This window comes from Pseudomonas sp. IT-93MI4 (assembly GCF_949767635.1).
Classification (GTDB): Bacteria; Pseudomonadota; Gammaproteobacteria; order Pseudomonadales; family Pseudomonadaceae; genus Aquipseudomonas; species Aquipseudomonas putida_A.
In genome coordinates this window covers 169,220-189,490 of the sequence record NZ_CATKPP010000058.1, presented here as the reverse complement: position 1 = coordinate 189,490, position 20,271 = coordinate 169,220, and the positions used below count along the sequence as shown (strand labels likewise).

The 20,271-nt window shown below is 61.0% G+C and carries 20 protein-coding genes; 8 read left to right on the top strand and 12 right to left on the bottom strand.

Translation table 11 applies throughout. From position 1 onward, the window contains the following. Positions 1-67 precede the first annotated feature (67 nt). The 5 genes from ACM6I7_RS26935 (at position 68) to ACM6I7_RS26915 (ending at position 4,352) form a co-directional block, all read left to right on the top strand. On the top strand, positions 68-1,225 hold the full coding sequence (locus ACM6I7_RS26935) for a D-alanyl-D-alanine carboxypeptidase family protein (protein WP_003228546.1): 1,158 nt from the start codon (positions 68-70) through the stop codon (positions 1,223-1,225). 85 nt (positions 1,226-1,310) lie between these two features. Then, complete coding sequence (locus tag ACM6I7_RS26930; protein WP_027612895.1) at positions 1,311-1,586, top strand: DUF493 domain-containing protein; 276 nt, start codon at positions 1,311-1,313, stop codon at positions 1,584-1,586. Beyond that, on the top strand, positions 1,586-2,233 hold the full coding sequence (gene lipB, locus ACM6I7_RS26925; protein ID WP_027612894.1) for a lipoyl(octanoyl) transferase LipB: 648 nt from the start codon (positions 1,586-1,588) through the stop codon (positions 2,231-2,233). The genes ACM6I7_RS26930 and lipB overlap by 1 nt, the downstream gene beginning before the upstream one ends. A 25-nt stretch (positions 2,234-2,258) precedes the next feature. Beyond that, a complete protein-coding gene (gene lipA, locus ACM6I7_RS26920) occupies positions 2,259-3,257 on the top strand; it encodes a lipoyl synthase (RefSeq protein WP_160768663.1) in 999 nt (332 codons plus the stop codon). A gap of 129 nt (positions 3,258-3,386) precedes the next feature. After that, entirely contained in the window at positions 3,387-4,352 is a 966-nt protein-coding gene (locus ACM6I7_RS26915; protein WP_096796300.1) for a S66 peptidase family protein, read from the top strand. 100 nt (positions 4,353-4,452) lie between these two features. Here ACM6I7_RS26915 and ACM6I7_RS26910 read toward each other — a convergent pair whose 3' ends face one another. The 5 genes from ACM6I7_RS26910 to leuS form a co-directional block, all read right to left on the bottom strand. Further along, positions 4,453-5,775 carry a lytic murein transglycosylase gene (locus ACM6I7_RS26910; protein ID WP_414889584.1) on the bottom strand — a complete coding sequence of 441 codons (1,323 nt, stop codon included), beginning with the start codon at positions 5,773-5,775 and terminating at the stop codon, positions 4,453-4,455. A 61-nt stretch (positions 5,776-5,836) separates the two neighbouring features. Continuing rightward, positions 5,837-6,001 carry an alternative ribosome rescue factor ArfA gene (arfA, locus tag ACM6I7_RS26905; RefSeq protein ID WP_115986894.1) on the bottom strand — a complete coding sequence of 55 codons (165 nt, stop codon included), beginning with the start codon at positions 5,999-6,001 and terminating at the stop codon, positions 5,837-5,839. A 199-nt stretch (positions 6,002-6,200) separates the two neighbouring features. Next, on the bottom strand, positions 6,201-7,238 hold the full coding sequence (gene holA / locus ACM6I7_RS26900; RefSeq protein ID WP_414889583.1) for a DNA polymerase III subunit delta: 1,038 nt from the start codon (positions 7,236-7,238) through the stop codon (positions 6,201-6,203). 39 nt (positions 7,239-7,277) lie between these two features. After that, positions 7,278-7,883 carry an LPS assembly lipoprotein LptE gene (gene lptE / locus ACM6I7_RS26895; protein WP_007960576.1) on the bottom strand — a complete coding sequence of 202 codons (606 nt, stop codon included), beginning with the start codon at positions 7,881-7,883 and terminating at the stop codon, positions 7,278-7,280. 88 nt (positions 7,884-7,971) lie between these two features. Continuing rightward, on the bottom strand, positions 7,972-10,578 hold the full coding sequence (gene leuS, locus ACM6I7_RS26890; protein WP_150368172.1) for a leucine--tRNA ligase: 2,607 nt from the start codon (positions 10,576-10,578) through the stop codon (positions 7,972-7,974). Positions 10,579-10,834: 256 nt separating this feature from the next. Between leuS and ACM6I7_RS26885 the strand changes: the two genes are divergently transcribed. Continuing rightward, entirely contained in the window at positions 10,835-11,158 is a 324-nt protein-coding gene (locus ACM6I7_RS26885; protein WP_095139203.1) for a hypothetical protein, read from the top strand. A gap of 105 nt (positions 11,159-11,263) precedes the next feature. Next, positions 11,264-12,043, top strand: a complete 780-nt coding sequence (locus tag ACM6I7_RS26880; RefSeq protein ID WP_115988823.1) for a YdcF family protein — start codon at positions 11,264-11,266, stop codon at positions 12,041-12,043. A 91-nt stretch (positions 12,044-12,134) separates the two neighbouring features. Here ACM6I7_RS26880 and lnt read toward each other — a convergent pair whose 3' ends face one another. The 5 genes from lnt to miaB all read right to left on the bottom strand — a co-directional run bounded on the left by lnt (position 12,135) and on the right by miaB (position 17,619). Beyond that, complete coding sequence (gene lnt / locus ACM6I7_RS26875; RefSeq protein WP_414889582.1) at positions 12,135-13,658, bottom strand: apolipoprotein N-acyltransferase; 1,524 nt, start codon at positions 13,656-13,658, stop codon at positions 12,135-12,137. A gap of 17 nt (positions 13,659-13,675) precedes the next feature. Continuing rightward, positions 13,676-14,515 (bottom strand): HlyC/CorC family transporter, encoded by an 840-nt coding sequence (locus ACM6I7_RS26870; protein ID WP_027612886.1) that lies wholly within the window; start codon positions 14,513-14,515, stop codon positions 13,676-13,678. A gap of 5 nt (positions 14,516-14,520) precedes the next feature. Continuing rightward, positions 14,521-15,015: an rRNA maturation RNase YbeY gene (gene ybeY, locus ACM6I7_RS26865; RefSeq protein WP_096795275.1), complete on the bottom strand. Its 495-nt coding sequence runs from the start codon at positions 15,013-15,015 to the stop codon at positions 14,521-14,523. Beyond that, on the bottom strand, positions 15,008-16,006 hold the full coding sequence (locus ACM6I7_RS26860) for a PhoH family protein (RefSeq protein ID WP_097089326.1): 999 nt from the start codon (positions 16,004-16,006) through the stop codon (positions 15,008-15,010). The genes ybeY and ACM6I7_RS26860 overlap by 8 nt, the downstream gene beginning before the upstream one ends. Positions 16,007-16,290: 284 nt before the next feature. Further along, positions 16,291-17,619 carry a tRNA (N6-isopentenyl adenosine(37)-C2)-methylthiotransferase MiaB gene (gene miaB, locus ACM6I7_RS26855; protein ID WP_064589373.1) on the bottom strand — a complete coding sequence of 443 codons (1,329 nt, stop codon included), beginning with the start codon at positions 17,617-17,619 and terminating at the stop codon, positions 16,291-16,293. A gap of 132 nt (positions 17,620-17,751) precedes the next feature. Between miaB and ACM6I7_RS26850 the strand changes: the two genes are divergently transcribed. Beyond that, a complete protein-coding gene (locus tag ACM6I7_RS26850) occupies positions 17,752-18,081 on the top strand; it encodes a DUF1820 family protein (RefSeq protein ID WP_003185742.1) in 330 nt (109 codons plus the stop codon). A 125-nt stretch (positions 18,082-18,206) separates the two neighbouring features. On the opposite strand, the gene ACM6I7_RS26845 is transcribed toward ACM6I7_RS26850, so the two are convergent. Together ACM6I7_RS26845 and hemL are read right to left on the bottom strand one after the other, a co-directional pair. Continuing rightward, positions 18,207-18,761, bottom strand: coding sequence for a tetratricopeptide repeat protein (locus ACM6I7_RS26845; RefSeq protein WP_003228518.1), 555 nt, complete (start codon positions 18,759-18,761; stop codon positions 18,207-18,209). Between the two features lie 225 nt (positions 18,762-18,986). Then, positions 18,987-20,270 (bottom strand): glutamate-1-semialdehyde 2,1-aminomutase, encoded by a 1,284-nt coding sequence (gene hemL, locus ACM6I7_RS26840; protein WP_103367251.1) that lies wholly within the window; start codon positions 20,268-20,270, stop codon positions 18,987-18,989. Position 20,271 lies beyond the last annotated feature (1 nt).

Below are 20,271 nucleotides of genomic sequence, written 5' to 3'. Positions count from 1 at the left end.
CCCGTTAGAAGGCTGTCTGAATAGTTTTGCCTTCGGGCAAGTTTCCATTAGCGATTTCGAGAGACGGATGAACATCACCACCTTTGCCAAACGCCTGTGTCTGCTAGTCCCGCTGCTCCTCTCGCCAGCCGCCTTCGCGGCCGAGATGATGCCGTCGCCACCTCAACTGGCTGCAAAAGCCTACGTGCTCATGGACGCCAGCAGCGGCAACGTGCTGGTGGAGAACAACGGTGACCAGCGTCTGCCGCCAGCCAGCCTGACCAAACTGATGACCGCGTACATCGCTACGCTGGAAATCCGCCGTGGCCAGATCGGTGAGAACGACCCGGTGACTGTCAGCGAAAACGCCTGGCGTACCGGCGGTTCGCGGATGTTCATCAAAGTCGGCTCGCAAGTGACCGTCAGCGACCTGCTGCATGGCATCATCATCCAGTCCGGCAACGACGCCAGCGTGGCGCTGTCCGAGCACATCGCCGGCAGCGAAGACGCGTTCGCCGACCTGATGAACAAGACGGTCGCCGATCTGGGCATGACCAACTCGCACTTCATGAACCCGACCGGTCTGCCGAACCCTGAGCACTACTCGTCGGCTCACGACATGGCGATCCTGGCCCGTGCGATCATCCATGAAGACCCGGCTCACTACGCGATCTACTCGCAGAAAGAGTTCTTCTGGAACGGCATCAAGCAGCCTAACCGCAACCTGCTGCTGTGGCGCGACAAGACCGTTGACGGTCTGAAAACCGGTCACACCGACGAAGCCGGCTACTGCATGGTGTCCTCGGCTGTACGTGATGGCCAGCGTCTGATCGCCGTGGTGTTCGGCACCAACAGCGAAGTGGCGCGTGCCGCTGAAACCCAGAAGCTGCTGACCTACGGTTTCCGTTTCTTCGAAACCCAGACCTTCTACCAGAAGGGCACCGAACTGGCTCAGGCCCCGGTGTGGAAAGGCACCACCAGTCAAGTCAAGGCCGGCCTGGCTGAAGACCTGACCATGACCCTGCCAAAAGGCCAGCTGAAAAAGCTCGCTGCCAGCATGACCATGAACCCGCAACTGACCGCGCCAATCGCCAAGGGCGACGTGATCGGTAAAGTCGAAGTGAAACTGGACGACAAGGTAGTGCACAGCGCTGACCTGATCGCTCTGGACGCTGTCGAGGAGGGTGGTATCTTCCGCCGCATGTGGGATAGCATCCGTCTATTCTTCTACGGCTTGTTCAACTGATTTGTGTTGACCTGCATGGCCCCGCCCCGATCCGGTGCGGGGCCATGTGCGTTACCACGGCTTGCGCTCTAGAGGCCGTTACGCCATGACCGATACCGAAGTAAAGGCGCCAAAGATCGAATTTCCGCAGACTGATTATCCGATTAAGGTGATCAGCGATACGGGCGTCGGCAACAAAGACAAAATCATCGACATCGTCAAGAAACACGCAACCATCAATGATGAGCGCATCGACGAGCGTCAAAGCAGCAACGGCAAGTACACCACCATCCAGCTGCACATCGTCGCGACAGACCAGGATCAGCTGTACAACATCAACAGCGAACTGCGGGCTTCCGGTTTCGTGCACATGGTGTTGTGATGCCGGGCACGCTGGGCTTTCGCGAACTTGGCCAGATGGCTTACGAGCCGGTCTGGCATGCCATGCAACGCTTCACCAACGAACGCGGCAGCGATGCCGCCGACGAAATCTGGCTGGTCGAGCACCCTCCGGTGTTCACCCAAGGCCAGGCCGGCAAGGCCGAACACCTGTTGCTGCCGGGCGATATCCCGGTGGTACAGGTCGATCGCGGCGGGCAGGTGACTTATCATGGCCCGGGCCAATTGGTGGCTTACCTGTTGCTGGATGTGCGCAAGCTGGGTTTCGGCGTACGTGATCTGGTCACGCGCATGGAACAGTGCCTGATCGAACTGCTGGCCAGCTACGGCGTCACCGCCGCCGCCAAGCCAGATGCTCCCGGCGTCTACGTCGACGGAGCGAAAATCGCTTCTCTGGGTTTGCGGATTCGCCACGGTTGCTCCTTTCATGGCCTGGCCCTGAACGTGGATATGAACCTGGAGCCGTTTCGACGGATTAATCCCTGCGGCTATGCCGGGCTGGCGATGACCCAGCTGAGCGATCACGCAGGATCGATTGAATTTGCCGAGGTAAGTGCCCGGCTGCGCGCGCAGCTCGTCAAACACCTCGACTATGCTGAGCAGACGACCCTGACGGGCGGAATCGACTGATATGACTACTGATGCAGTGCAAACCATGATCCCGACGCTCGACGTGACCGAGCGCCCGGCCCCGCGTCCCAAGGTTGAAGCCGGCGTCAAGCTGCGCGGCGCCGAGAAGGTTGCACGCATCCCGGTAAAGATCATTCCGACCACCGAACTGCCGAAGAAACCCGACTGGATTCGCGTGCGCATCCCGGTTTCGCCGGAAGTCGACCGGATCAAGAGTCTGCTGCGCAAGCACAAGCTGCACAGCGTCTGCGAAGAAGCCTCCTGCCCGAACCTGGGCGAGTGCTTCTCCGGCGGCACCGCGACCTTCATGATCATGGGCGACATCTGCACCCGTCGTTGCCCGTTCTGCGACGTTGGCCACGGTCGTCCGAAACCACTGGACGTCAACGAGCCGGAGAGCCTGGCGATCGCCATTGCCGACCTCAAGCTCAAGTACGTGGTGATCACCTCGGTTGACCGCGACGACCTGCGCGACGGCGGTGCCCAGCACTTTGCCGACTGCATCCGCGAGATCCGCAAGCTGTCGCCGAACGTGCAGTTGGAAACCCTGGTCCCGGACTACCGTGGCCGCATGGACATCGCCCTGGAAATCACCGCTGCCGAGCCGCCGGATGTGTTCAACCACAACCTGGAAACCGTGCCGCGCCTGTACAAGGCTGCGCGTCCGGGTTCGGATTACCAGTGGTCGCTGACCCTGCTGCAACGCTTTAAGCAGATGATGCCGCACATTCCGACCAAGTCCGGCCTGATGCTGGGGCTGGGCGAGACTGACGAAGAAGTCATCGAAGTCATGAAGCGCATGCGCGAACACGACATCGACATGCTGACCCTCGGCCAGTACCTGCAACCGTCGCGCAGCCACTTGCCGGTGCAGCGTTTCGTGCACCCGGACACCTTCGCCTGGTTCGCCGAGGAAGGTTACAAGATGGGCTTCAAGAACGTTGCTTCCGGCCCGCTGGTACGTTCCTCGTATCACGCCGACGAGCAGGCGAAACTGGTCAAGGCTGAACTGCTCGGTTCCTGATCCGGCGCTGATAGCCTCGAAAAATACCCGCTTCGGCGGGTATTTTTGTTTGGGCCTGCCGCGCACTCTTTTGTTTGTCTCTGGACCTGACTACTGTGTCTGCAAGACTTCACACAGGGAGACCCATGGATGACCGTTCGACCGACCCACAGCCTTTTTCCGCATAAACCCGTACCGGCGCTGCCATCCGAAGGGCTGATCGGCGTGATCGCCCCTGCTGGCCCCGGTGCGCTGGACACGGAAAAGGCTGTGCAGTGGATGCGCGCCCGCGGGTATGCGCTGAAAGTGTTCCCCGGTGTCTACGAGAAGGACGGCTATCTGGCCGGCAGCGATGACGTACGCCTCAACGACCTGCATGCCGCGTTCGCCGACCCTGAAGTCGACGCGATCATTTGCCTGCGCGGTGGCTACGGTACGCCGCGCCTGCTGGACCGGATCGATTACGATCTGCTGAGTCGTCACGCCAAGCCATTTGTCGGCTACAGCGACATCACCGCACTGCATCTGGCGATCAGCCGCTACGCCGGGTTCGTGACCTTCCACGGCCCGCTGCTCAACGCCGACCTGCTGGGCGACAAGGAGCCGCCGACCGTCACCTCATTCTTCGCCATGCTGCGCGGTCAGTTGAAGGCGGGGAGTGTGTTGAGCCATCCGGTGGCTTATCCCTTGACCACCGTCGAACCGGGTATTGCGCACGGGCGTTTGCTCGGCGGCAATCTGGCGATGATCGCCGCAACGCTGGGCACACCGTATGAGATTGATGTCGAGGGCGTGATTCTGCTGATCGAGGACGTCAACGAGCCGCTGTATCGCATCGACCGTTTGCTCACGCAGATGCGTCTGGCCGGCAAGCTGGCCAGATTGCGCGGTGTGCTGGTGGGGGATGTCGCCGGGGTCGATGTCGAGGCTTTGAACCGCTTGCTCAAGCAGACGTTCGAGCCGTTACGGATTCCGGTGCTGTCGGGGTGGCGCAGCGGGCATTGTGATCCGAACCTGACGCTGCCGATGGGGGCGCTGGTTCGACTGGATGCGGGGAAGAAGGAATTGATGTTGGAACAGGATGTGGTGATCAAGACTGAAACGGTTATTGCCTGACAGTCAGTCTTCGCGAGCAGGCTCGCTCCCACATTGGAATACTGTTAACTGTGGGAGCGAGCCTGCTCGCGAAAGCGATACCCGCCATACGGCAGTGTTTCTATTGGGCGCGCAGGCTCTCAAGCAGCTTATGCGTCGGATAGCCGTCCGCCGGCCAGCCAAACGACTGCTGGGCACTGCGGATCGCCTTGCGGGTATTGGCGCCGATAATCCCGTCCGCCGTTCCCGCATCGTAGTTACGCGCGCTCAGCAGGTTCTGCAATTCGATACGCTCGGTGCGGCTCAGTGGCAGATCGTCTTTCGGCCAGGTGCCATTGATCAGGCCTGCGCCATTGAAGCGCTCGGACAACAGGCTGACTGCCAGTGCATAGGACGACGAGTTGTTGTACTTGAGGATCGCCCGGAAGTTATCGAGGATCAGGAACGCCGGGCCACGGTAGCCGGCCGGCAGCAGCAGGGCGGCAGACAGCTGTTCCGAGCCGGCCGGGGCCTGACCGCCATTAGGCAGGATCACGCCCAGTTGACGCCATTCGGCAACGGTCTTGCGCATCGCGCCATCGGCCAGGGTGTAGTTGAATCCGCTCGGCAGTTGCACTTCGAAGCCCCACGGCTGACCACGCTGCCAGCCTGAGCTTTGCAGGTAGTGCGCGGTGGAGGCCAGTGCATCGGCCGGGCTGCTCCAGATGTCGCGGCGACCGTCACCGTCGAAATCCACGGCGTGGGTGTTGTAGGTCGTCGGAATGAACTGGGTCTGGCCCATCGCGCCGGCCCACGAGCCAAGCATCTTTTCTGGCGTGATGTCGCCCTGTTGCAGGATCTGCAGCGCCGCGATCAGTTGTGCATGAGCAAATGCGGGGCGACGACCTTCGTAGGCCAGGGTCGCCAGCGAGTTGATCACCGATTTGCTGCCCTGGAACTGACCGAAGTTGCTTTCCATGCCCCATACCGACACCAGTGCCTGGCGATCCACGCCATAACGCTGTTCGATGCTTTGCAGGATGTCGGCGTACTGACTGATCAGCGCCTGCCCCTTGCGCACTCGCAGCGGCGACAGGGCGCCATCGAGGTATTCCCATACTGGACGAGAGAACTCCGGCTGGCTGCGGTCGGCTTTGATCACACTGGCATCGAAGCTGACATTGGCAAACGCGCGGTCGAACAGATCGGCGCGGATCCCGGCTGCCAAGGCATCCTTGCGGAAACCCGCCTGCCATTCGGCAAAGGTCTGGGTTGGCTGAAGATCAAGCGGGTCAGCGGACGGCACTACCGGCGGGATGATTGCCGGGGCTGTTGCGACAGGGGCGGCTTGAAGGGGTTGCGCATCGGCGGCGGTAGGTTTTTCCGCGCAGGCGACAAGCAGAATGAAGCTGGAGGCAGCGATCAGTTGGCGAATGGGCCAACGACGGGAAAGACTGAAGGGCATGCACAGTTCCAGGGGATACGAATCAGGTGCAGACCTTAACATGACCAGGGGGTGCTGTGCTTCAGGCAGCCAGAAAGTAAGAAGCCTCCCAGCTATTAGACTGGAAGGCTTCGCGGCGGTAGCTGCCTTTACCCTTGGCTGGTCGTTCCTGGCGACTGCGGAACAGGGGTTGGGCGATGATGGATTTGGCCTTGTTCGGGCCATGTTTCGATGGCTTTTTGCTCATGAGGGTTCTCTCGGTAGGTGGGTGCTGCGGGGCGAATAATCTGCCGAAGCCGCGCGTCTGTCCAGCCTCTATTGCGTAGGAATATTCTGACGCCTTCGCGAGCAAGCCCGCTCCCACAGTCGACCGAGTTCTATCATGTGAATGCGATCGACTGTGGGAGCGGGCTTGCTCGCGAAAGGGCGTTATGCGGTTGAACGTCTTACTCGGCGGGCAGTGAAAGACGCTGGCCGGACATCAACAGCGCCAACCGGCTCAGGCTCATCCACGGCGAACCGGCGGCCTGACCCTTGATCTGCGCATCGATGCGCTGGGCTTCGAGCAACAACTGCGCCCAGCGTTGCGCCGAGTAGCGTTGCAGGGCTTTGCTCATCAGCGGTTTGCGCTTGTCCCAGACTGGCGGTTTCGCCTGGCTGAAGCACTTGTCCAGCGGCGTGCCTTGGCTGTACTGCAGCGAGATATTGGTCAGCAGGCGCAACTCCCGCGCCAGTGCCCAGAGAATCACCGGTGGCTCGACGCCTTCACCGCGCAGGCCTTCAAGCATGCGCAAGGCGTGGGCCGGTTCGCCGTTGAGCACGGCGTCGGTCAGGCCAAACACGTCGAAGCGCGCACTGTCGGCCACTGCGGCCTGCACGGTTTCGACGGTGATCTGCCCACCTTCGGCCATCAACTTGAGCTTTTCGATTTCCTGCGCAGCGGCGAGCAGGTTGCCCTCGACGCGTGCGGCGATCAGTTCGACCGCGTCCTGGCTGGCCGACAAACCGGCTTGCGACAGACGCTGGCGAATCCAGCTCGGCAACTGGTTGGCATCCACCGGCCAGATCTGGATGAACTGGGTCTGCTGGCCTTCGACCAGGGCCTTGCCCCACTTGGTTTTCTGCGCACTGCCGTCGAGCTTGGGCAAGCTGATCAGCAGCACCGTGTCTTCAGCGGGGCGCGAGCAGTATTCGATCAGCGCGGCAGCGCCCTTGTCACCGGGCTTGCCCGAAGGCAGGCGCAGTTCCAGTAGGCGTTTTTCGGCGAACAGCGACATGCTGGCGCCGGCCTGCAACAAGGTCCCCCAATCGAAATTGGCGTCGGCGGCGAACACCTGGCGTTCGTCGAAACCTTGCTGGCGGGCAGCACTGCGAATGGCGTCGGCGGCTTCCTGGCACAACAGCGGGTCATCGCCGCTGATGATATAGACGGGCGCGAGCGCGCCTTGCAGGTGTTTGCCGAGTTGAGCGGGAGCGAGCTTCATAAGAGAGGGCGAACGGGGCGCCTGAGCACCCCGTACGTCTTACTGCTGCGGCAGTTCGAGCGGCGACTGACGCGGGGTTTCCGCTTCAGCTTTCTGTGCCGCCTTCAGCGCGTCGGCTTCAGCCCGGGCACGGTCGTTGGCCGCTTGCTGCAATTGCTGCAGTTGGCCCGGCGTCAGCTGTTGCAGGCGCAGCATCATGCGCTGAACCAGTTCGCGACGGGTTTCGCGACGGGCGTCGTTGGCTTCCTGATCGGAGCCGACGAGGTTGTTGCCGTCGTGGATGAACACTTTCTGCACTTCAAGCTTGTCGCTCAGCAGGTTCAGATTGTGTTCGCCTACGATGTCGTAGTTCAGCACGGTGGTCACTTGGTACTCACCCGTACGACCGGCGCCGGCGTAGCTGAGGATGCGCTGGTTTTCCTGTTCGTCAGCCAGATACAGCTTGTACGGTGCACCGCTGTAGACCTTGACGCCGCTGGACTCGAGCACCTGACGCAGTTGGGTGACGGTCTCGCCATACGCGTTACGGGCGCTCAGATCGAGCTCCTTGATCGACAGTTCGTTGGTGCCGGTGCCACGCAGCTGGAAACCGCAGGCGCTCAGCAGAACGGCGAGGCCCATCACCAGCAGATTGCGTTTGATCATTGTGTTGCTCCCCTTGAAACCATGTGGGCCGACCCTGCGGCCCGAAAGGTTTTACAGTGCGTCAGGCGAACCTGACGCCCAATCCAATTTAGCTGGCGACGATGTTAACCAGTTTCCCTGGTACAACGATCACTTTGCGAATGGTCAGACCGTCGACGAAACGCAGCACGTTTTCGTTGGCGCGGGCCGCCGCTTCAACTTCTTCGCGGGTGGCGCTGGCCGGCATTTCGATCTGGCCACGCAGCTTGCCGTTCACTTGAATGACCAGTTGCAGGCTGTCCTGCACCAGTGCGCTTTCATCGACCGCAGGCCAGCCGGCATCGATCACCGGGTCAGCGTGGCCCAGTTGATTCCACAGCTCATGGCTGATGTGCGGCGTGATTGGAGCCAGCAGCAACGTCACGGCTTCCAGACCTTCGTGAATCAGCGCGCGTTCCTGTTCGGAGCCTTGCGCGGCTTTTTCCAGCACGTTCATCAGCGTCATCACCTGAGCGATGGCGGTGTTGAATTTGTGGTTCTGGCCGACGTCATGGCTGGCCTGTTTGATGGCCAGGTGGATGGCGCGGCGCACAGCTTTCTGCTCGTCGTTCAGGCCGGCGATGTCCAGCTTGCCCGGCAGGCCTTGGGTGACGTGGGCCTGCGCCAGACGCCAGACGCGCTTGAGGAAACGGTGCGAGCCTTCAACGCCGGAGTCCGACCATTCGGCGCTCATGTCCGGCGGCGAAGCGAACATCATGAACAGGCGGCAGGTGTCGGCGCCGAACTGATCGATCATCGACTGTGGGTCGACGCCGTTGTTCTTCGACTTGGCCATTTTCTCGGTGCCACCGATTTCCACCGGCAGGCCGTCGGATTTCAGTTTGGCGCTGATGACCTTGGCCTTGCTGTCACGCTCGAGTTCCACGTCCGCCGGGTTGAACCAGGTGTAGGCACCGTTGGCTTCGCGACGGTAGTAAGTTTCGGCGATCACCATGCCCTGGGTCAGCAGGTTCTTGAACGGCTCGTTGGAGCTGACCAGACCTTCGTCACGCATCAGCTTGTGGAAGAAACGCGCGTACAGCAGGTGAAGAATGGCGTGTTCGATGCCACCGATGTACTGATCCACCGGCAACCAGTGGTCGGCCGCGGATTTTTCCACCAGGCCACCTTCGAAGTGCGGCGAGGCGTAACGGGCGTAGTACCACGAGGACTCGACGAAGGTGTCCATGGTGTCGGTTTCACGCTTGGCAGGCTGGCCGCATTTCGGGCAACTGCACTCGTAGAATTCCGGCATGCGCGCCAGCGGCGAACCGGCGCCGTCCGGCACCACGTCTTCCGGCAGCACCACCGGCAACTGGTCTTCCGGCACCGGCACGTCACCGCAAGTGGCGCAGTGGATGATCGGGATCGGGCAGCCCCAGTAGCGCTGACGGCTGATGCCCCAGTCGCGCAGGCGGAACTGGGTGCGCGAGGCGCCGAGGTTTTTCTTGATCAGGGCGACTTCCATGGCGTCGAAGGCGCCGGTGAAGTCCAGGCCGTCGAACTCGCCGGAGTTGATCAGCGTGCCGTGCTCGCCGTAGGCGTCTTGCCACGGAGCCGGGTTGGTGTCACCGGAGCTGGTGCGCACCACCGATTTCACCGGCAGGTTGTACTTGTGGGCGAATTCGAAATCGCGCTCGTCGTGCGCCGGAACTGCCATCACGGCGCCGTCGCCGTAGTGCATCAGCACGTAGTTGGCGACCCAGACCGGAAGTTTTTCACCGGTCAGCGGGTGCTCGACGAACAGGCCGGTCGGCAGGCCTTTTTTCTCTTGAGTGGCGACGTCGGCTTCAGCCACGCTGCCGCCCTTGCATTCGGCGATGAAGGCTTGCAGCTCTGGGTTGTTCTGCGCTGCCTGGGTGGCCAGCGGGTGCTCGGCTGCCACGGCAACGTAGGTCGCGCCCATCAGGGTGTCCGGACGGGTGGTGAAGACCTTGAGGGTGCCTGCTTCGCCGATCGAGTCGACGTTGTACGGGAACTGTACTTCCATGCCGCGGGATTTGCCGATCCAGTTGCGCTGCATGGTCTTGACCTGTTCCGGCCAGCCAGTCAGTTCGTCGAGGCTCTCCAGCAGCTCATCCGCGTAAGCGGTGATCTTGAAGTAGTACATCGGGATTTCGCGCTTTTCGATCAGCGCGCCGGAGCGCCAGCCGCGCCCGTCGATCACTTGTTCGTTGGCCAGCACGGTCTGGTCGACCGGGTCCCAGTTCACGGTGCCGTTCTTGCGGTAGATCACGCCTTTTTCGAACAGGCGGGTGAACAGCCATTGTTCCCAGCGGTAGTAATCCGGCTTGCAGGTGGTCACTTCACGCGACCAGTCCACCGCGAGGCCCAGGCTGCGCAGCTGGGACTTCATGTAGGCGATGTTTTCGTAGGTCCACTTGGCGGGTGCCACGTTGTTCTTCATCGCGGCGTTTTCCGCCGGCATGCCGAAGGCGTCCCAACCCATTGGTTGCAGAACGTTCTTGCCTTGCATGCGCTGGTAGCGGGAGATCACGTCGCCGATGGTGTAGTTGCGCACGTGCCCCATGTGTAGCTTGCCGCTGGGGTAAGGGAACATCGACAGGCAGTAGTAGGTTTCCTTGCCTGGCTGTTCACTGACTTCAAAGGACTTTTGCTCGTCCCAGAACGACTGGGCGGCGGCTTCGATTTCACGGGGCTGATATTGTTCGTGCATGGCTACTTTTGTACTGGATAGGGGTGGCCTAATCCTCTTCAACGCGCCCTCCGGGGGATGCTCCGGACAGGCTGGAAGTGGAATGACAGGAAGCGCCGTAGCATACATGACCGCGCTTGGCCTAGGGAAACCCTGATTACAGCTGTCTGGCCCCGGAAAACCGTGGCGAGGGCCGTTGGTCGCGGCGTTCAGCCGGTTTGTGCAGCGAAGCTAAGCTCTTATTGGGGAGTGAGTCTTATCTTCAATGAGGTGAGGGATGGTGGAGCAACGGCAAAAAAACGTGACGAAACCCGAGTTGTACGAACGGTTGATGGATCGTCTGGGCATGGCGCTCGACGCTGCCAAAACCGCTGGCCGGCTGCGCGACGAGCGCCCCGTGGAACTGGAATTGCGTGGCTTGAGCCCCGCCGAGTTCAAACTGGTCAAGGCCTATCTGGATCGTAGTGAACGTGAGTCGCATGGCAGCTTGTCACAGGCAGTGAAGCAGCTCGATGCACCACAATCGGCCAAGGTCATCTGGCTCAAGGACAAGGCGCCCGGCAGAGACACCGTCAAGGTTCGTTCTGTGCAGGCCAAGTAAACGCATGGCAGGTCAAATAACGGATCTTTTCCAACAGGATCCTACCTATCGGTTGTAACGTTTCATTAACACTCTTAGGCTTCGGGCATCTCTGGAGATGCCCCGATGCCTTTTCGTTACTTCATCAAACAACTGCTCTTGCCGCCCGGCATTCTTTTGCTGCTGTTGCTGCTCGCCTGGTGGCTGCGTCGCTCCCGGCCACGGCTGGCCGGCCTGTGTTTTGCCCTTGGCCTGGGTGGTTTCTGGCTGATGAGCCTGCCGGTGGTGGTGCAATGGGGCGCCAAAGCGCTGGAGCGTGAGCCGCCGCTGCCCCGTGAGTCGTGGTCGATATTGGCGCAGCGCGCCGATGCCATCGTGGTGCTGGGTTCCGGGCGCGAGCGCGGCGATCTGGCCTGGGGCGAGGACCAGCCAACCGGCGTGGGGCTGGAGCGTCAGCGCTATGCGGCGCGATTGGCCAAAGCCTCCGGGCTACCGATTCTGACCAGCGGTGGCCTGCATTACGGCACGCCGCCGACCGAGGCGAAGCTGATGGCCGATTCGTTGCGCGATGATTTTGGCGTGACCACGCGCTGGCAGGAAGGCGAGAGCCGTACCACCTGGGAAAACGCCAAATTCAGCGCCGACATCTTGTTGCCCCAAGGCATCAAGCGCGTCGTGGTGGTCACGCAGGCCTGGCACATGCCGCGCGCCGTGTGGTGTTTCCAGCAGGCAGGATTCGAAGTGGTGCCGGCGCCCGTTGGGTTTCTCGGGACCGATAATGCGCGCCCTTTTGGTGGCTGGCTGCCGGAGTTCAAGTCGATCTGGCAGAGCGGGCAGTTGCTGAATGAGGCGGTGGGGCAGGTGGGGTATTCGTTGTTTTACCGGGGTGATGCCAACCCTGATTGATTGGGTGCTGCTGATGTCCATTCGCGAGCAAGCCCGCTCCCACATTTGAATTGCATTCCAAATGTGGGAGCGGGCTTGCTCGCGAAGCTTTTTAAAGGGTTTTCGACATCCGGCTCGCCATCAGCGCCCAGCCAAACAGCAGCACACAGACGATGATCAGCGGCCACGAACGCCATTGCAGGTACGGCGTCAGGTTGTGCATCGGCACCACTTCGCCATACAGAATGCCCTGTTCGAACTGCGGGATCTGCTCGGTGATCTGCCCGAACGGGTTGATCAGTCCGGTCACGCCATTGTTCGTAGCGCGGATCATCCAGCGGCCTGCCTCAAGTGCGCGCATTTGCGCCATTTGCAGGTGTTGCAGCGGGCCGATCGAGGTGCCGAACCAGGTGTCGTTGCTGATCGTCAGCAGCAGATCGCTGCGTGCCGACAGCCCAGCGGCGAATTCCGGGTACACCACTTCGTAGCAGATGAACGGCGCGATCTGATAACCCTTGGCCTGCAGCAACGCCTGATCCGCCGGCCCGCGAGCGAAGTCGGACATCGGCAAATCAAAGAACGCAATCAACCCGCGCAACAGATCCTGCAACGGTACGTACTCACCGAACGGCACCAGTTTCTGCTTGAGGTATGTGCCATCGCCTTCGCCGACCACGGTGATGCCGTTGAAGAAGCGTTTTTCATGGCGAACCGTCTCGCGGATCGGCACCCCGGTGATCAGCGCCGATTTACGCTCGGCGGCGAAGTTACCCATCATGTTCAGGTAGCCCTCGGCGGACTCCTTGAGCACCGGCACGGCGGTTTCCGGCCAGATCAGCAGATCCACCGGCTTCGAGCGAAAACTCAGGTCGCGGTACAGCGCCAGTTGCGCGTTAAGCTGCGCCGGATCCCATTTCATGCTTTGTTCGACGTTGCCCTGAATCGCGGCGACGCTCAGTGCCGGGCCGGACGGACTGGTCCAGGCGTGGCCCTTGAGCGCAATACCGGCTACCCAAGGCCCGACCAGCAACAGCAAACCGGCCGCGATAAAGCCTTTGCGACCGGATTGCAGCAGGCGCGGTGCGTTGTAGATCAGTGCCGCAGTCAGCGCCAGCACGAACGACACCAGCCACATGCCACCGACCGGCGCGAGTCCGGCCAATGGGCCGTCGAGCTGGCTGTAGCCGGAGTAGAGCCACGGAAAACCGGTGAGGAACCAGCCACGAAACGCTTCCTGGCCGACCCACAGCGCGGCAAACGCCAGCGCATCGGCCAACGGTGCCTCGTTGCGGCGCAACCAGCGCGCCCAGACCCAGGCGGGCAGGGCGAAGAACAGCGCGATCGCTGCGGTAAACAGCAGCATCAGGAACCCGGCCAGCAGCACCGACGCGCCACCGAAATGGTGGATGCTGTAGTAAATCCAGCTGGTACCGGCGCCGAACAGGCCGAAACCGAAGCACCAGCCACGGCCCAGTGCCTGACGCGGTTTCAGCTCGCGCAGGCCGGCGTAGAACAGGCCGACCGCGAGCAAAGCCAGCGGCCAGATGTTGAACGGGGCGAGGGCGAAGGTGGTGATTGCACCGGCCGCCACGGCCAGCAGGTTACCGGGCCAGCCGGGGCGGGTTGTCCAGCGCATTTCAATCCTTAGATTTCTTACCGGGCGATAGGGGTCAGTCGCAGCAAATGAATCCGACGGCTGTCGGCGTTCAGGATGCGGAAACGATAGGCGCCGATTTCAGTGATTTCGTTGCGTTTTGGCAAGTGCCCGAACGCGCTCATCACCAGACCGCCGACGGTGTCGAACTCGTCGTCAGAGAATTCGCTGTCGAAGAACTCGTTGAAGTTCTCGATCGGTGTCAGGGCCTTGATCAGGAAGTCACCGCTGGGCAGCGGCTTGATGTAGCTGTCTTCTTCGACGTCGTGCTCGTCTTCGATGTCGCCGACGATCTGTTCCAGCACGTCTTCAATTGTCACCAACCCGGCCACGCCGCCGTATTCGTCGATGACGATGGCCATATGGTTGTGGTTGGCGCGGAATTCACGCAGCAACACGTTCAGACGCTTGGACTCCGGCACGAAGGTGGCCGGGCGCAACAGGTCCTTGATGTTGAAGCTGTCGCCGTTCTCCTTGAGGATCAGCGGCAGCAGATCCTTGGCCAGCAGCACGCCCATCACGTCGTCGTGGCTTTCGCCGATGACCGGATAGCGCGAGTGGGCCGAGTCGACCACGGCCGGGAGGAATTCACGGGGTGTCTGGTTCGCCTTGATGCTGATCATCTGCGAGCGCGGCACCATGATGTCGCGTACTTGCAGGTCAGCCACTTGAATGGCGCCTTCGACGATGGCCAGCGCTTCGCTGTCCAGCAGTTTGTTCTGATGTGCATCACGCAGCAGCTCAAGCAGCTCCTGACGGTTCTTCGGCTCGTGGGCAAAAGCCTGGGTCAGTTTACCCAGCCATGACTTCTGCCCGTTGCTCGATCGATCTTCGCTCATAGCGATTACTCTGAATCCTTTGTTGTAACGATAGGGGATGTTTCGGCTTCGTCGTCCGCGTACGGATCGGGATAGCCCAGTTCGGCAAGCAACTCGCGTTCCAGTGCTTCCATTTCTTCGGCTTCGTCGTCATCTATATGGTCGTAACCGAGCAGATGCAAGCAGCCGTGAATGACTAGATGTGCCCAATGGGCCTGGAGTTCCTTGCCTTGTTCGGCAGCTTCGCGCTCGACCACGGCCACGCAGATCACCAGATCGCCAAGCAGCGGGATATCGAGAAACTCGTCCGGGACTTCGGCCGGGAACGACAGGACGTTGGTCGCGTAATCCTTGTGGCGCCAGGTGTGATTGAGCTCACGACCTTCTTCCTCGTCAACCAGACGAATGGTCATTTCCGAGTCGGCGCTGCGCTGGCGCAGGGCCAGTTCGCACCATTTGCGGAAGTCGGCTTCACTCGGGGCGTTCGCTTCAGTAGCGATTTGCAGATCCAGCTCAAGCATCGCGCGAGGTTTCCCTGGCGGCTTCGGCACGGGTCTCGAAGCGCTCGTAGGCCTCGACGATCCGCTGCACCAACGGATGGCGCACGACGTCTTTGGGCTGGAAGTGGGTGAAGCTGATGCCAGGAACGTCCTTGAGCACTTCGATCACATGGTGCAGCCCGGACTTGGTACCGCGCGGCAGGTCGACCTGGGTGATGTCGCCGGTGATGACCGCGGTGGAGCCAAAGCCGATCCGGGTCAGGAACATTTTCATCTGCTCGACGGTGGTGTTCTGGCTTTCGTCGAGAATGATGAAGCTGTTGTTCAGCGTCCGACCGCGCATGTAGGCCAGCGGCGCGACTTCGATCACCTGGCGCTCGATCAGCTTGGCCACGTATTCGAAGCCGAGCATTTCGTAGAGGGCGTCGTACAGCGGGCGCAGGTACGGGTCGATCTTCTGGGCGAGATCGCCGGGCAGGAAGCCGAGTTTTTCACCGGCTTCAACCGCCGGACGCACCAGCAGGATGCGGCGGATCTGCTCGCGCTCCAGGGCATCGACGGCGCAAGCCACAGCCAGATAGGTCTTGCCGGTACCGGCCGGACCGATGCCGAAGTTGATGTCGTTGCCGAGGATTTCCTTCACGTAGCGCAGCTGATTCAAGCCGCGTGGGCGAATCATGCCTTTCTTGGTGCGCAGGGCGACGGAGGCTTCGGCGGGGGCGTGGTTGTCCAGTTCGACCACGGCCGATTCCTGGAGGAACAGGTGCACCATGTCTGGCGACAGCTCGGTACCCTTGGTTTCGCGGTACAGGCGGCGCAGCAGGTTTTCCGCAGACGTGGTGTGCTTGGGGTCGCCGATCAGCTCGAACTGGTTTCCGCGATTACGGATCTCGATGGCCAGGCGCTGTTCGATCAAGCGCAGATGCTCGTCGAATTGCCCGCACAGATTGGCGAAGCGGCGAGCCTCAAAGGGCTCGAGGATAAAACGATGTGGTTCTATGGGTGCGTTCAAGGTCGTATTTAGCCGCCCTGGGGCAATTAAGATGAAATCAAGGATAACGCCAGTGGCGTGGGTGCGAAAGCTCTTAAATATCGATGCGAGTTTGGAGCGCCTTTCTATGGCGGGTGGAGTTATCTGTGGCGAGGGGATTCATCCCCGATGGGCCGCGGAGCGGCCCCAAAACCAGAGCTCTCGTTATGGCAGATTCACCGCAACTTCAGCTTTGGGTCGGCTGCGCCAACCATCGGGGATAAATCCCCTCACCACAACAGCCCTGCCACAGAAGACGCGCGGTGTTACTGGATCAACGAGCCGCGCAGCGAGTGCGGTTGCGCCGCATCGATGTGCACATCGGCGAACTGGCCGATCAGGGTCGGATTATCGCAGCGGAAGTTGACGATACGATTATTCTCGGTACGCCCTTGCAGCTCGCCCGGATCTTTCTTCGAGTAGTCGGTGACCAGAATGCGCTGGATCGAACCGACCATTTGTCGGCTGATCTCGAACCCTTGCTGATTCAAACGATGCTGCAAGGCGTTCAGGCGTTCTTTCTTCAGCTCCTCCGGGGTGTCATCGGCCAGATCGGCCGCCGGCGTGCCCGGGCGCTGGCTATAGACGAACGAGTAGGAGAAGTCGAAGCCGACGTCGGCAATCAGCTTCATGGTCTGTTCGAAGTCTTTTTCGGTCTCGCCAGGGAAGCCGACGATGAAGTCCGAACTGATGCAGATGCCCGGTACCGCAGCGCGCAGTTTGCGCAGCTTGGATTTGTACTCCAGCGCGGTGTGGTTGCGCTTCATCGCCGCGAGGATCCGGTCGGAACCCGACTGCACCGGCAAGTGCAGGTGTTTGACCAGCTCCGGCACTTCGGCGTGGGCCTGGATCAGGCTGTCGGAGAACTCCAGCGGGTGCGAAGTGGTGTAGCGGATGCGGTCGATGCCGTCGACAGCGGCGACCACGCGGATCAGCTCGGCCAGATCGGCCAGGCGACCGTCATGAGTCGTACCGCGATAACCGTTGACGTTCTGTCCGAGCAAGGTCACTTCACGCACGCCGTTCTCGGCGAGATGAATGATCTCGGCAATCACGTCATCGAACGGCCGGCTGACTTCTTCGCCACGGGTGTAAGGCACCACGCAGAACGTGCAGTACTTGCTGCAACCTTCCATCACCGACACGTAGGCGCTCGGGCCGTCGATGCGCGGCTCGGGCAGGTGGTCGAATTTTTCGATTTCCGGGAACGAGACGTCGACTTGCGGCAACTTGCTGCTGCGTGCGGCGTCGATCATTTCCGGCAGACGGTGCAGGGTCTGCGGGCCGAAGACCACGTCGACATACGGGGCGCGATCACGGATCGCCGCACCTTCCTGGCTGGCCACGCAACCACCGACGGCGATCACCATGTCCGGGTTGGCCAGTTTCAGTTCGCGCCAGCGGCCGAGCTGCGAGTACACCCGGTCCTGTGCACGTTCGCGGATCGAGCAGGTGTTGAGCAGAATCACGTCGGCGTCTTCGGCGCGGGCGGTGACTTCCAGGGCCTGATGTTCGCCCAGCAGATCGACCATGCGCGAGCTGTCGTACTCGTTCATCTGGCAACCGTGGGTTTCGATGTAAAGCTTCTTGGCCATGGATTTTGGTCGTCACGTGATTCAAAGAACCGCGCATTATAGGGAACAAGCCCTCAGGTTCCTACCGCTGTGCGTCCGGTGGCTATGCTATAGTTTGCGCCCTCATTTTTATCCCCGATGTTATCCCCCGCCATGACCAAACGCGAAGCTCCAATCTATAAGGTGATTTTCCTCAACCAGGGCCAGGTGTTCGAAATGTACGCCAAGCAGATCTATCAAAGTGATCTGTGGGGTTTTCTGGAAGTGGAAGAGTTCGTCTTTGGCGAGCGCACGCAAGTGGTGGTCGATCCGAGCGAAGAGAAGCTCAAGGCGCAGTTCGAAGGCGTGGTGCGCAGCTTTGTGCCGATGCATTCGATCGTGCGCATCGACGAGGTGGAACGTCTGGGCACCCCGAAAATCAGCGAAGCCCGTGGCGCGGTCGGCAATGTGATGCCGTTTCCGATGCCGATGCCTGAGAAGTAGGGCTCAGAACCGCGTCGCCCCCCTTCGCGAGCAGGCTCGCTCCCACAAAAGATCTTCGCAGCGCTGGAGATCAAATGTGGGAGCGAGCCTGCTCGCGAATGGGGATAGTCAGAGCAAAGCAGAAATCAGGGAAGTGGCGAGAACGGCGTACGCCCGTCGGCGCTCTGCAGTTCCATCAGGTATTTACGGAAAATTTGCCCGAGCACCTGGGTCGCGGTTTCGAGGTCTTCGCGGGACATTTTTTCGGAGACTTCGTCGGCGGTGTCCAGCGCATCTTCGGCGCCGTTGACCGCGGCCATCTTCAGCACGATGTACGCCTGAATGTTGTTGGCCTGCACGCCTTCGCCGTGGAAGAACATGGTGCCAAGCTTGAACTGCGCCTGAGCGTGGCCTTGCAGCGAGGCCTTTTCGAAATAGCTCAGGGCTTGATTGAGATCGCGTGGCGCATTCTTGCCGTCGTAGTAGAACTCACCCAACTCGTATTGCGCTTGCGCATCCCCTTCGTCGGCCGCTTTCTGGCAGGCGGCCAGTGCCTGCGTGACGTCTTGCGGCTGAGTGTTGAGGGTGCAACGACCCATCGCCGGGATCAACAACGAGTTGCCGCCTGCTTGTGCATGCGCGAGCAGGGGCTGAAGGAGCAACAGGCAGCCCAAGGCAAGGGTGCGGCCGGTGCGGTTCATGGGAATCGACTTACCTCTGAAGGGCACGCGGACCCATCGAGGGATCCAATAAGCGCGCATTATGAAATAAGCAGGGCCAACCTTACAAAGTCTTTACTCGTTTTTCTGCTGCGCGGGGAATATATCGGCCACTTTCTGATGGATTTTTAGCAGAGGCGTGGGAAAAACGGCGTGAGTGTAGGTGAAAGCTGACGCTGGCCATGGCCAACGTCAGCGGTACGGCGATTACTTCAATGCAGCGAAGGCGCGTTCTGCAGCGTCCAGGGTGATTTTCAGCTCGGCTTCGCCGTGGGCGATCGAGGTGAAACCGGCTTCGAATGCACTCGGCGCCAGGTACACGCCACCTTCCAGCATCAGATGGAAGAAGCGACCGAACAGTGCTGCGTCGCTGGCCATCACGTCTTCAAAGGTGACGATGTCGTCGGCGCCGCTGAAATACAGGCCGAACATGCCACCCGCTTGCGTGGTCACGAACGGAATGCCCGCGGCATCGGCGCGTTGTTGCAGGCCGTCGAGCAGGCGCGTGGTGTAGTCGGTCAGTTCGGCGTGGAACCCCGGACGGCTGATCAGGCGCAGGGTGGTCAGACCGGCGGCCATCGCCAGTGGGTTACCCGACAGGGTGCCGGCCTGATACACCGGGCCCAGCGGCGCGATGCGCTCCATGATTTCACGCTTGCCGCCGAAGCAGCCGACCGGCATGCCGCCGCCGATGATCTTGCCGAAGGTGGTCAGATCCGGGGTCACGTCGTAGTGCGCCTGGGCGCCGCCGAGGGCAACGCGGAAACCGGTCATCACTTCGTCGAAAATCAGCACCACGCCATGCTTGTCGCACAGCGCACGCAGGCCTTCGAGGAAACCCGGTGCCGGCGGCACGCAGTTCATGTTGCCAGCGACTGGCTCGACGATGATGCAGGCGACGTCCTGACCGACTTCGGCGAGCATCTTTTCCACGGCGTCGATGTCGTTGAACGGCAGGGTCAGGGTGTGTTTGGCGAACGCGGCCGGCACACCGGCGGAGCTTGGCACGCCCTGGGTCAGCGCGCCGGAACCGGCCTTGACCAGCAGGCTGTCGGAGTGACCGTGGTAGCAACCTTCGAACTTGATGATGCTGTCACGACCGGTGTAACCACGGGCCAGACGAATCGCGCTCATGGTCGCTTCGGTGCCGGAGCTGACCATGCGCACCATGTCCATCGACGGTACCAGCGAGCAGACCAGGTCGGCCATCTCGGTTTCCATCGCGGTCGGCGCGCCGTAGGACAGGCCGTGTTGCAGTTGATTGCGCACTGCATCGAGCACGTCCGGGTGGCTGTGGCCGAGGATCATCGGCCCCCACGAACCGACGTAATCCACATAACGCTTGTCGTCTTCGTCAGTGACGTAGGCGCCTTCGGCATGCTTGAAGAACAGCGGTGTGCCGCCCACACTCTTGAACGCGCGAACCGGCGAGTTCACGCCACCGGGAATGTGTTTCTGGGCATTGGCAAACAGGGTTTCGGAACGAGACATG